This is a genomic window from Mastigocoleus sp. MO_188.B34 (assembly GCF_030065675.1).
Classification (GTDB): domain Bacteria; phylum Cyanobacteriota; class Cyanobacteriia; order Cyanobacteriales; family Nostocaceae; genus Mastigocoleus.
Window position 1 is genome coordinate 22,994 of sequence record NZ_JASJDK010000003.1, and the last position, 12,584, is coordinate 35,577.

Annotated in this window: 13 protein-coding genes; 7 read left to right on the top strand and 6 right to left on the bottom strand. The window is 37.3% G+C overall.

Going from position 1 to position 12,584, the window contains the following annotated elements:
* Positions 1–16: 16 nt before the first annotated feature.
* From QNJ50_RS01205 to crtH, 4 genes are all read right to left on the bottom strand, one after another.
* Positions 17–2,287, bottom strand: coding sequence for a lasso peptide isopeptide bond-forming cyclase (locus QNJ50_RS01205; protein ID WP_300631176.1), 2,271 nt, complete (start codon positions 2,285–2,287; stop codon positions 17–19).
* Entirely contained in the window at positions 2,284–2,721 is a 438-nt protein-coding gene (locus QNJ50_RS01210) for a lasso peptide biosynthesis B2 protein (RefSeq protein ID WP_300631178.1), read from the bottom strand. Before QNJ50_RS01210 ends, QNJ50_RS01205 begins: the two co-directional genes overlap by 4 nt.
* 426 nt (positions 2,722–3,147) lie before the next feature.
* Entirely contained in the window at positions 3,148–3,468 is a 321-nt protein-coding gene (locus QNJ50_RS01215) for a PqqD family protein (protein WP_300631180.1), read from the bottom strand.
* Between the two features lie 1,059 nt (positions 3,469–4,527).
* Positions 4,528–6,066, bottom strand: a complete 1,539-nt coding sequence (gene crtH, locus QNJ50_RS01220) for a carotenoid isomerase (protein ID WP_300631182.1) — start codon at positions 6,064–6,066, stop codon at positions 4,528–4,530.
* Positions 6,067–6,810: 744 nt separating this feature from the next.
* On the opposite strand from crtH, the gene upp reads away from it, so the two are divergent.
* The 3 genes from upp to QNJ50_RS01235 all read left to right on the top strand — a co-directional run bounded on the left by upp (position 6,811) and on the right by QNJ50_RS01235 (position 8,417).
* Positions 6,811–7,461 (top strand): uracil phosphoribosyltransferase, encoded by a 651-nt coding sequence (gene upp / locus QNJ50_RS01225; protein ID WP_300631184.1) that lies wholly within the window; start codon positions 6,811–6,813, stop codon positions 7,459–7,461.
* A 198-nt stretch (positions 7,462–7,659) separates the two neighbouring features.
* On the top strand, positions 7,660–8,010 hold the full coding sequence (locus QNJ50_RS01230; RefSeq protein WP_300631186.1) for a hypothetical protein: 351 nt from the start codon (positions 7,660–7,662) through the stop codon (positions 8,008–8,010).
* 128 nt (positions 8,011–8,138) lie between these two features.
* Positions 8,139–8,417 carry a YggT family protein gene (locus QNJ50_RS01235; RefSeq protein ID WP_300631188.1) on the top strand — a complete coding sequence of 93 codons (279 nt, stop codon included), beginning with the start codon at positions 8,139–8,141 and terminating at the stop codon, positions 8,415–8,417.
* A gap of 209 nt (positions 8,418–8,626) precedes the next feature.
* Here the strand turns inward: QNJ50_RS01235 and QNJ50_RS01240 are convergent, their stop codons facing one another.
* Positions 8,627–9,085: a hypothetical protein gene (locus tag QNJ50_RS01240; RefSeq protein ID WP_300631189.1), complete on the bottom strand. Its 459-nt coding sequence runs from the start codon at positions 9,083–9,085 to the stop codon at positions 8,627–8,629.
* A gap of 125 nt (positions 9,086–9,210) precedes the next feature.
* Here QNJ50_RS01240 and QNJ50_RS01245 point away from each other — a divergent pair, with 125 nt between their 5' ends.
* Positions 9,211–9,813, top strand: a complete 603-nt coding sequence (locus QNJ50_RS01245) for a hypothetical protein (RefSeq protein ID WP_300631190.1) — start codon at positions 9,211–9,213, stop codon at positions 9,811–9,813.
* A gap of 355 nt (positions 9,814–10,168) precedes the next feature.
* Here QNJ50_RS01245 and QNJ50_RS01250 read toward each other — a convergent pair whose 3' ends face one another.
* Complete coding sequence (locus QNJ50_RS01250; RefSeq protein ID WP_300631191.1) at positions 10,169–11,056, bottom strand: shikimate dehydrogenase; 888 nt, start codon at positions 11,054–11,056, stop codon at positions 10,169–10,171.
* Positions 11,057–11,154: 98 nt separating this feature from the next.
* Here QNJ50_RS01250 and QNJ50_RS01255 point away from each other — a divergent pair, with 98 nt between their 5' ends.
* The 3 genes from QNJ50_RS01255 to QNJ50_RS01265 all read left to right on the top strand — a co-directional run bounded on the left by QNJ50_RS01255 (position 11,155) and on the right by QNJ50_RS01265 (position 12,503).
* Positions 11,155–12,102, top strand: a complete 948-nt coding sequence (locus tag QNJ50_RS01255; RefSeq protein WP_300631192.1) for an alpha/beta fold hydrolase — start codon at positions 11,155–11,157, stop codon at positions 12,100–12,102.
* A 136-nt stretch (positions 12,103–12,238) separates the two neighbouring features.
* Complete coding sequence (gene petN, locus QNJ50_RS01260; RefSeq protein WP_058183634.1) at positions 12,239–12,328, top strand: cytochrome b6-f complex subunit PetN; 90 nt, start codon at positions 12,239–12,241, stop codon at positions 12,326–12,328.
* 7 nt (positions 12,329–12,335) lie between these two features.
* Positions 12,336–12,503, top strand: a complete 168-nt coding sequence (locus QNJ50_RS01265) for a hypothetical protein (RefSeq protein WP_201026126.1) — start codon at positions 12,336–12,338, stop codon at positions 12,501–12,503.
* Positions 12,504–12,584: the final 81 nt, after the last annotated feature.

The following is a 12,584-nucleotide window of genomic DNA, read 5'->3' on the forward strand; positions in this document are numbered from 1 at the left end:
TTGAGAATTACTATTTCTACGGTGAAACTTGTTTATGCTCTAGCCACAGGGCGAGAATTACCGTTTTCCAAACTGTCATACAATCCCGATCGCTTGCTTCTTTTCCTGCTGAAATTAGGCGATGATATGAATTTTCTAAAAAATCTATATTGATGTAATTTTCCAGGTTTTTTATTTGTTTCGACATTAATCGATCAAGGATTTGGCGATCGCGCACTAGCAAACCATCAATAAAGTTAGGTCCCAAATCTGCTTTTCCTCCACGCCATTGAACTTTTTCTGGCAAAATACCTGTTAAAGCACGACGCATTACTATCCGTCCAAAACCTCCAGCTAATTTTTGTTCTGCAGGTAATGCAAGACAAAATTCAATTAGCCTTTTATCCATAAATGGATGTCTTGCTTCGATCGAAAACCTTGCAGCATATTGATCTATCTGTTCTAAGGTGTAAGCTAATATTCCTTGATTCAGGCTGCAGTAGTGTTCTTCTCTAAGATTGGTAAACTCTTTTCTAGAAGAACTTTGTTTTTGAATACGCTCTAATAAACCGATTCGACGGGCAAATTTTTCTTTAACTAAAGGATTAATAGATTTTTCTAAACTATCCTCGACGGAATTATCTACAACACTCAGATGAAGTCTTTTCAGCCAAAGTTTAGGGATAAATTTTGCTATTGGGTTAGTGATTGAATTTAATTTTGAGCTTAATCTTGAATTTAATATCAAATTAAATCTTGACTTTGATAGTAAGCTTGCAATAAAAGGCTTCACCCCATAACAAATAATTAATTGCTTACGCGAACCACCAAACTCTTTGTGAATCTTCCCAACTACTGATAAAAAGGTGATCCAGCACCAATCTCGAGCTAAATTTTGGAGATATGATAAGCAATGGGTGCGAAATATACGGTAAGCTTCCCCATCGAAATGCTTACTAATAGCTTTAGATTCCTGAATACAAGTTTCCCATTTTCCTTGATAAGCCAGTTCGCTTAATCTTTTCGTTCCATGACTGACTGTAGTATCCCCATCAAAACCATCGAGACTAATTCGCAAGCCTAATTCATTAATCTTATGATTCAATTGCCAAGGATAAAAATGGGAAGGACCGAGTAAGGCTTCATCCTCATATTCAAAAATACTACTCAGATTTGATAAAGGACTAAACTGATCGCCTCGAACATAGTGGGGTATTACTCCTTCTTGTTCTAATACTGCGTTAATAAAAGGACGTTCATCACATTCAGTAACTTTGTCAAAAATACTCGATATTGTATGAAGTTTATTATCTGTAATTCTTTTATTATCACCTTGAGAATCTTTCGTCTTAGTTAATAAATCTCGTGCAACACAAGTTACAGCAGACGAATCCAACCCTCCACTCAAATGGCTGATAATAGGAAAAGCACTACGCAAACGACAGCGTACAGCTTCTGTAAAAATCTTCTTAAACTCCCGAGCATATTCTTCTTCCGAGGATAATTTGATTTCTCTGTTACGATCAAGTTCCCAATATTGACGAATACAGATTTCATCAGTGGTGATAACCATACTATGAGCTGGGGGTAAACGCCAAATATCTTTGTAGGTGGCGATCGCTTTATCTTCCATCATCAATGCTAAATAGTCACCAATTCTAGTTTCATTAAGGCGACATGGAACTTGAGGAAGACACAAAAGAGCTTTGATTTCCGAAGCAAAAATAAAGATTTGGTCGGATTGATAATAATAAAAAGGTTTGACTCCAAAATGGTCTCTCGCACAAAATAGAGTCTGTTTGCATCCATCCCAAATTGCAAAAGCAAAGTCACCTATCAGATACTTCGGACAATCTTCACCCCATTTTTTGTAAGCTTCTAAAATTAACTGACTATCTGTAACTGGTTTTAAACAATAGTTGTTTTGATTTATATTTTGATTTAATGGGCGATCGCTCAGGGAATCATAGCAGTCACCATAATTTTTAGGAAATTTTTCTGTTCCCTGTTCCCTGTTCCCCGTTCCCTTGGAACTATCTAAACTTAATTGAGAAATTAACTCTTCACGATTATCGATGCGCGCATCTGCTGCGATCGCTAAATTCCTAACTTGATCTACCAAAGGTTGTTTTTCAATCAGGGACTCCGGAGTTGTCCACAACATTCGATGTCCCAAACCAATACCTCCATCAATCCAGATATCTGTACCATCCGGTCCTCGATGGGCTAAAGTATCCAGCATCAAGACTAAATCTGCGCGGTCTAATAGCGAATTATCAAGGTACTTTATACCTGCAATGCCGCTCATTGCTTGACTCCTTCAAGTGATGATAGTGGAATGAAACGGGAAACATCGGGAAGATTTCCAATTGCTATTACTCCTCCAACTTCAACCCAAGCATGAGCTTCTAGGTTTCCTTGTGCTGTTTTGGCGACACCAATCTGTAATTTTGATGCATGTCCGTAACGTTTCATCAAGACCTGGGTTGTTAATGCTCGTGCGAGACATTTACACTTGATTCCAGGAATACGGCGACTTACAGCGTTAACCGACCACAAAATTTTTCTGACTGATAAGCTGACGGTTGTATTTTGCTGACTAAATTGATCGAGCAGTTTTAACAATCTTTGAAAAGGTAATAACAACAATCCCAAACGGATAGCTGCAATTAAAACTGATGTCATTAATAAGACTTTGCGCTCTTTATATCCTGTTTTAAGTAACTGATACAGTTGTTTCATAAAACCTCACAGAGCTTAGAAATTTATTCCTTATGGGGTAAAGAAATCTCTGGGAAAGTAAATAGGACAGATTTTATCTGTCAATTTATATTGGAATTTCCTTGGCTATAGTTCATAGCACTATGTAGTTAATATCGCTGATTCCTGTTTGTCCTATAGATACGCTAGAACTGCGCTGTAACGACTGCTATAACTTTGACTTTTGACTTATGTCTTGTGTCCTACGGACACGCGCTTAGCCTGCGGTATCGGCGGATTCAAAGGTAATGTAGTTAGAGCCTGCGGCGGCGTCGGCAGATCCAAAGGTAACGACTCCGTAGGTAGCGCAGCTAGAGGCTAGAGGCTATAACTATAGCTGCGCTACCTACAGACGGTTCAAGCGCTAACATCGTTAGACGCGTGCAATCCGCTAATGACTTTTGACTTTCACATAATGCTTACTTGTTGATTATTAATTTCTATTAGTCCTGCTTTTGTAAGTTCCTGGAGTAGTTCTTTTAAATCGCGATCGCATTGCTGAAAATCAACCTCATACTCCTCCAAAAGAACAGCTCTAACATCATCAACAGATTTTGGTTTTTGAATAAGATTCCAAATTTTTGCTGCGACTTCATTCAAGCCATGATAAACCCCTGATTTAAGATTGAGAATAATAGCTTCTTCCCCTAGTTCAGAAGAAATTTGCTCTTTTGCTGCTGATACTATCGAGCTATCATCTATTAAGCTGTCTTGTTTATCCAAATACATACTTTTAACTTTAATACGCTATATCTTACTGCTAGAAATGACAAGTTCTTTGTCTTCAGATACACCGAAGTTCAAATAAATGGAAATTCAGAAGAATTGATATTCAAAGAAATTCAAACTCTAGGAAAGTAAAATGTTATAAATTTAAATTCTAGAAAGTTTGAACTCTAGAAAGTTTGAACTCTAAAAAAATTCAACTCTAGAATAGTTGAACTCTAGGGAATTAAGTCCGAGCAGTGTTGAGTCTTAAAAGTGAAACTCAATGAAAATTGGGTGCAAAAAAGGTGATGCAGCGTAATAAGGAACAACAAAAAACTATTGGTAGAGCACAAATAATCAAACCCACAATAATTTAAAATCAATCCTCAACCCCTTAACCCCAATTAAATAAGTTATGACTTAAAAACAAGATATTGAAAACACCCAGGTTTTATACGAAATAATTTCAATACTCAAAAGCTCTACACTGCAAAAAAATTCTGAGTGATTAGCTTTCTAAGTAAGCAGCAAAGCTAAAAATATTTTTCTTGTCTCAAACCATTTAGAAAGCCAAAATTTAAAATTCAGAATTCAAAATTTAAAGTTTAAAATCTAAAATTCAAAGTTTAAAATTCAAAATTCAAAATTTAAAATTTAAAATTCAAAATTTAAATTTACTCTCAGAGTAGACTTTTATAGGTGATTTTTCTACTTCAAAACTAGCCGATTATTAAGAAACCCTGGAAATTATGTATTTGACATTCATGTATTTACTAATACATCTAATCAGTAGTATACATACGCTTAGTTGATTAATACATTAACTTCATCAAAAAAACATAATTTTAGATAATTTTACCATCGGATAAATACACGCTGTTTCTGTATCTTCGATATCAGGTTAGCTATCTAACAACATAAATATTGTCAAAAAGTGTAACTCTAATAACAAGTTTTATTCTTGGGAAAAATAAATTTCTTAACCCTAGCTTTATATTAGTCCCTAAGGATTCGTAAATATAAACACTGAGCAATGGTAGAAGGATTTATCTCCATACATCAGCAGTATTTATACTTGATTTATACTTTTTTTAGTTGCAAGTCTGCAGCAATACGATGAGCACATGCGAAACCAGAGAACGCTACAGCATTTAAACCTTGACCCGGGAAAGTAGTATCCCCCACACAGTAAAGTCCTGGAATTACCGTTCTATTAAATGGCATTTTCAGCAAACCTGGCAATTTTTTCCGGGGAATAGGACCATAGGTACCATCTACACGACCTAAAAATCGACGGTGACTTCGTGGTGCTCCAACTTCCATATAATCTAAACCAGCTTCTAAACCTGGGAAAAGTGTTTCTAACTTTGCAAGGATTCGCCAAGCAGCAGCTTCTTTTTTCTCTTGGTATTCAGCATCAGTTAAACCAGACCAATTATTAATTAAATCTGGAGTAAATGAATGAATTATATGATAACCATTCGGCGCTAAACTTGGATCCAGTAAAGTGGGAATCGAGACAAAAATAGTACCTTCCGGAACTCTCATTTCGTCCCATTCTGAGAGCAAAATGTGGTGACATTCCGTTTCCGGTGGAAGAACTTCTGCTTTTACACCCAAATGCATACTCAAAAAGCTGGGTGATTTTTCATAGGCTTCCTGCCATTTTTTCTCATTAAGTGGTAATTCAATCTGTGGTAATAGTTTCTCAAAAGTATCCCATCGCGTAGCATTAGAGACGATGCGACGAGCATAGTAACTTTTACCATTTGCTAACTCTACGCCTATCGCTTTACCTTTGTCTGTGATAATTTGCTTAACTTTAGCATTGTATTGTATTTGACCACCTATCTCAGTCAAACCTTTTACTAGCTTTTGAGCGATTTGTCCTACTCCCCCTTTTGGATAATTGACACCACCGTAATGTCGGTCAGAAAATACCATTCCAGCATTAATCATCGGTGTCATTTGTGCGGGTACTGCAGACCAGCAGTAACATTCCATATCAATAAATTTTAACAGTAGGGGATCTTTAATGTAACGACGTGCTACGTCCCCTGCATTTAGAGGTAAATTTCTTAAAAGACCGAAACAAGCAAAAGGATTGCGGAGAAATACCCTCATTAAATAGCTTGGTTCTTCCAAAGAAAGTAATTCTATTTTATTAAGACAATTGAATACCCCCCAGCATCGATTGTAAAATTGCTTGATTCCTTTTTTCTCATGGGGAAAATACGTAATTAAGTGTCGTAAAAATCTTTGATAGTCCCGGTGTACCCTTATGTCTAATCCATTTGGAAGATGATAGTGAACTTGAACGGGATCAGGGATTGTTTCTTGACTCACACCAACAGCTGCAAGAGCGCGAGTTAGCAAATTTGTGGTCCCCTTCTGACCAAAACCAAAAATCATGGAAGCCCCAACATCAAATCGATATTCTTCCCTTTGAAAATAACCCGCACTCCCTCCAGGAATGATGTACTTTTCCAGCACCAAAACTTTTGCACCTTTTGCTGCTAACTGAGTCGCTGTTACTAATCCACCAATACCGGAACCGACAACTATAACATCAAATGTAGAATTTGCCCCAAATCCTTGAGCATCAGATCGGTGAATCATAAACGAGAATAGTTTCAAAATCTGAGAGCTTATTTTATCAGCCTAAAGCTCAAGCAAAAAAAAAGAAGCTTTTTATACTTCATGATTCGGGACAAAATACACTGTAAAAAATAAAGCTTACTATTGGTAGCTAATCTTTTACGTCAGATGCTCTTTCAATAGACTGACAAAGATATCAGAATAATTTTAAGTAAGTATTAAAACTTAAAAAAAATGTATTTTATTTACCTTGACGTCAACAACTAAAGAAAATACTTATTAAATTCTTGATTTCTTGAAGTAACAAAAAGCACTTTATAAAGCAGGCAAAAAAAGAGGGACGAGCCTGCTTTAGCTGGCTAATCCCGTCTGCCGATCCTTAAAGAGAGGAGAACACTTAATTATCAATATAATCTTGATTGAGAAAAAATGTCAACTACTAATGAGAAAAAATAGCAATAGTCTTCAAGTATACATTTGGATTTCTAGTTATATGCAGCGAGCAGCAAAAGTTCTTTCTGGATTACAGAGCTAATGTTGCAAAATTGCAAACGTGATTTTATGTTCAGCCATTGGGGGAAGTTCTCAATAATTCTCAATAAACCCCATACTAAATTGCAATTCACTAGGGATATTACATAAAAGCACAGTCATTATTAGGTAGCTTGTATTACATGTTTGCAAAAATTTATTTTTTTTGCGTTGATCTCTCGAGTTGTTATACTGTTTCAGTCCTCATGCGCTGTTTATTGCCGTTTCTATGTTATGACGCTACAATTACGTGTCTATGTTCCCCCCCATCCTTTAATTAAGCACTGGCTAGGAATAGCTCGTAATGCTGCAACTCCTTCGGCGCTATTTCGTAGCGCAATTACCGAATTGGGGCGTTGGTTAAGCTATGAAGCTATAAGGGAATGGCTTCCAACTCAAGATGTAATGGTGCAAGGTCCTTTGGAAACAGCTAATGTTACTTTGGTAGATCCGGAGGTACCAATGGCTGTTGTACCTATTCTTAGGGCTGGTTTGGGTTTGCTCGAAGGCGCTCAAACTGTTTTACCCTCAGCATCAATCTATCATTTGGGCTTGGTACGCAATGAAGAGACGTTACAACCTGAATGCTATCTAAACAAACTACCAGAAAAATTTCATCCCGAAACCAGGGTGCTGATTACCGATCCAATGTTAGCTACTGGAGGTTCTATCATGGCTGCAATGGTAGAATTAGTAAACAGGGGAATTAATCCGGAATTAACACGCATTGTATCTGTTGTCGCAGCGCCTCCGGCTTTGCAAAAACTAAATGCAACTTATCCCGGTTTGATAGTTTACACTGCCACAATAGATGAAATCGTTAACGAAAAAGGATTTATAGTGCCGGGTTTAGGAGATGCAGGCGATCGTATTTTTGGAACATGAACTACTATGCACCATTGCGGGGAAATTAGTATAGATTTTCCAAACGGCGATTCTCTAGCGTTCAACTTTCCGATAATCAATTCTCTGGTAAGTCAATTCTCTGGAAATCTATTTTTTTGGTAATTAATTTATTGGGAACCTACATTTTTGGTGGGCGATTTTCTAACAATTACAGTGTTTTTTTAAAGGCTTAAGAGTATGAGTCAAAGAGATGGTTTCGGTAGTGGTTTTCTGACCGGCGCATTAGTTGGCGGTGTAGTTGGAGGTATTGTTGGTGCGATATTTGCTTCGCGACGCGATAATTTATCCCCTGGCGAAGAAGAATTAGATGCAAAAAATAGACCTTTGCGGGGTCGAGAAATGTCCGCAAAAATACATCAAATGTCTCCCACAGATGGTAATGATTTAGATATGGAAATAGCTCGGCGATCGCTAGAAGATAAGATTGCTCAGCTAAACGCAACGATTGACGATGTGCGCCAGCAGTTGGGTAATGTAAATGATGACCAGGGAAGGGATAATGATAAAGCTTCGATTGGTCATGATTAGCTCTCTTCCCCCTGAACGCAGTATATTATGCTAATTGCTGATAAAGTTAAAAAAAACCATAGCAGCATCGGCTAAATTAAAATCGTTATAAGACATCTTTTGACACTTAGCAGGAAACTGATTCATCCATGAATTTACTGTTTACTACCCTGTCTACTTTTATATCCTTATACTCCCTACTCCTTTTCATCCGGATTCTTTTAACTTGGTTCCCCAACGTAGACTGGTATAACCAACCATTTGCAGCATTAAGTCAGGTCACAGATCCTTACTTAAATATTTTCCGGTCTTTTATTCCACCTTTGGGAGGAATTGATTTATCTCCTATCTTAGCTATTTTCGTGCTTCAGATATTGGGTAATGTTCTAGGAACTTTAGCTAGCGGTTTCGCTGGAGTTGGATTCTAGTATTCATTCAACATCTATTCTTGATTATAATTATCGAGTTTAATTCTGGAATTTTTTCTGTAATACTTCTTCTGTAAGATATTATGAAATGTATTCTGGAGTTATCTTCATCTTAGATTAGATAGCGAACTGATACATATCAATAATGAGATGATTGGCGATGATACATCGCCATTATTTTTTGGTGATTGGTGATTGATAATTGGTAATTAACGAACAGGAGAACTAAAGCCAGAAGCTTTAAATTTCTTGAGTTTCAATGGTGTAGGTTGATTAGAAGCTACAGAAATTCTGATTTGAAAATCATTGTCTCCCGGTGAAAGCTCAGTAATAGAACCTAAACGGTTGCGATTTTGCATTACCGGATTATTATTTGCATCGTAAATTCTTCCGAAAATATCTGCATCATAAACTTTTTTGGAACTGGGATTATATGCTTTCCCCGTAACGATAAAACAATTAGCACTCATAGAATTACCGCTAGTAACCTGTCCTTTCGCTAGTTCTGGAGGACATTCTTGGTAAGAAAGCTTAGAAAGCTTAATCTGTGTTAAAGCTTCAGCGGTAGGAGTAAAGATCCAAGATAAGATAATAACTATAAAGTAAATAAGAAAAACTATCAGCCCTTTTTTTAAATTCTCATTTTGCGACTGTATATATTGCAGCATAAATCCGTTCCACAAAGTCAAATATTAACTTTAGATTACCCTCTATTTGGTCTTCTACGTATCAGAGAATTTTATTTCGCTTTTGTCATAATTAGAAAACTGAGCCTTACATCATTACAAAAGTTATGAATCCAGATGAGATTGAAGCCGCATTAAAAGTAGCTTTTTTCCGCTGCGATACTGCTAGTTGTCCGTTAACCGAACAACAGAAAAATATTTTGGTAGAAGCAGTTAAAAATTCTCATTCTGGTGCATCTAATTCTGTTAATCCTTTGGAAGAACTCACAAGCGAAGAATTGGAATTATTTTTACAATTTGTCAAAAGTCAAGAAGAACAAAACTTTTCTTGGAAAGCGCAATTACTTAATGATTGGTTGCACAATCGAAACTCACAACAAGTCCAATTTATTCGAGATCGGTACGGAGTTCAATGGCTTTATCGCTTAGAACCACATCATTTCAATCAGTTTAAGAACGAAAATATTTTTCAACTCAAAATAGGCGATCGCATCCAAGTTTGCAATGCTTTATGGGAATGGGTACAGGAAAATGGAGTATGTGCTCCTGAATGGTTCTCTTGTACAGTAGTCAAAATTGATGAAGTTGGTACGGATGAGTATCCTCAGACCAACTGCATTATTCGCTTTGATGACGACAATGAATATGTGATTCAGGGAATTTACGAATGGAACCGTTACAATTGGCGTTGGTTAGAAAAGTCAGGCTAACACTTGAAACTATAAGACACCCTTGGATATTAATCTAATATAGCGGAGCCTTACGACACAACAGCGATAAAGGTGACCCAAAAAAGATACGCTTTTGCGCGTCTAACACACCCTTATATATCGGTACAGTTCATTTTCAAACAAATAACACCGTAGATACGCGACGTTAGCCTCTGTCGCGTCTCTACAAAGAAATTTAGGCTTATCTGAACCGTATTGCCTTATATATTAAGAGTGTGCTAAACGGTAACAAGCTTAAAATAAAGAATTCTTCTTTGTTTGTTACCAATTTAATGAATATTCTTGATAATTTTCAATATATTCTTAAATTTCAGCTTGAATATCAAACTAAAACCTAACTTGCCCAACCCAAATGTTCCCTTAATGTATGCTGCATAATATCCACAGGTATAGTTTCTTCTGGTAACCAAGTTTGTAACGCGATCGCACCTTGCTGAACTAACATTTCTAAACCATCAATTTTAGTTGCACCTTGGTTTTGGGCGATTTGGAGAAATTTGGTCGGATTGGGAGTATATATCAAATCATAAGCGATCGCATTCTGGGGTAATTGGCTGATTAATTCAATACTTAGCGGTGATTCTTCTACTTTTGGGTACATTCCCACAGGAGTTGTATTTACCAATAAATTTGCTGATGGTATTAAACTCGGTAATGCACTCCACTCATGAACTTGTAATTTTACCTCCAAAGGGGAATCAACCCAACTTTCAGCAAATACCTGTAATTTTGCAGGGTTTCGCCCCACAATATGAATTTCTTTGCAACCTAACTGTTTGCAACCTGCAACTACCGCTCTAGCTGCTCCTCCATTACCTAAAATTACTACCACAGATTCTTCCCAATTACGGTCATACTTCCGCAGAGGACATACAAATCCCTCCACATCAGTATTAGTTCCAACCCATTGATTATTCTTCAAAGTAACCGTATTCACGGCTCCCACCGCTTGAGCAATTGGGTCTACTTCGGCTAATAAAGGTAATATCGCTTGTTTATGGGGGATTGTAACACTAAATCCAACAACACCAATTGCTGCTAAACCCGCAACTGCAACCTCTAAGTTCTCTGGTTCGATCGGGAATGGTAGATACACATAATCTAATCCTAAGTGGGTAATAGCAGCATTATGCATTTTGGGCGATAGGGAATGCTCCACTGGATGTCCAATAACCCCCAATAGCTTGGTTTTACCGGTAATCATTCTGTTGAAATTTGTCATGTACTTTACCCCTGAAAATCAATTACTCTTTCTGGAGAATTAATAAAAATCACTCAATAATTTAAAATTATTAAAATAGATTAATATTTGTTAACGTTATGCGAGTAACTAAAGCTGTGTCTACGGAACCAATTCCCGGTCAATATTGGGAATGGCAAGGACATAAAGTTTACTATGTTAACGCAGGAGCAAAGCAAACTGAATATCCTGCTTTGCTTTTGGTGCATGGTTTTGGTGCTTCTACAGATCACTGGCGCAAAAATATTACTGAACTGTGCAAAGAGTTTGAGGTATACGCCATTGATTTACTGGGATTTGGCAGGTCTGCGAAACCCAATTTGGAGTACAGTGGGGACTTGTGGCGCGATCAGCTTTATGATTTTATCACCCAAGTTATCGGGCAAAAAGTTGTTGTTGTGGGTAACTCTCTCGGTGGATACGCCAGTTTATCTGTTTCCGCTCAGCGTCAGGATGGAGTTGCTGGGGTTGTATTACTTAATAGCGCCGGACCATTCAGCGATAATCAAACTTCTTCAGAATCAGAGTCTCTAACTCAACAAAATGAGCCAGTTAATTTTGCCAAACAAGTACAAACTGTATTTGGCGATACTGTTAAATGGGTGTTTCAACAACGATTAACCCAATTTTTACTATTCCAGTACATACGTCAACCCTGGGTAATTCGCCAAACCTTAGAAAAAGTTTATTTAGATAAAAGTGCAGTTACCGAACAATTAGTAGAAGAAATTCGTCGTCCTTCGGGCGATCCTGGTGCTTTTGACGTGTTTTGCTCGGTTTTTAGTACTCGTCAGGGAGAAACAGTAGATGAACTACTGGGTAAATTAACCAGTCCTTTATTACTACTGTGGGGAGAAGGGGATCCTTGGATGAATGCGAAACAACGTTCTGAAAAGTATCGCCAGTACTATCCGCAAATGACCGAATATTTCCTTCAAGCTGGTCATTGTCCCCATGATGAGATACCAGAAAAGGTTAATTCTTTGTTGGGAGATTGGGTTAAAAATCAGGTAATGAGTAAGAAGTAAGGAGTAAGAAGTAAGGAGTAATGGGTGAGGGTAATTGCTAATTGATGATGGGTAATGGGACAATAGGAATAATGAATATTCCAAGTATGATAAATATTGAAGTAGTTTTGTAAATTAAGTTTAATCAGAAAACACTATGGGCATTTTGACATTTGGTTGGGTTTCGTTACTAGTTGTTTTTACTTGGTCAATCGCTATGGTAGTTTGGGGTCGTAACGGACTATAGAAGTATCGTGGAAACTGCTCAATTCCTAAACTATTTGGCTTTGGCGGCTTTGGGTCTATTGGTGCTAGTTACTTTAGGTATAGGTTATTTAACGTTTCTGGGTTGGCGCGATCGCCGACTTCAGGAAAACGAAAAACGGGAAACCCGTCGTTCGCTAGCAGCAAAACGTAAGTAAACCTAAACTACACCAAAGACCTGTTAGACATCTGTGGAAAAAAATGTAGAGACGCGCCATGGTAGGTCAAAAGTTTAGAGA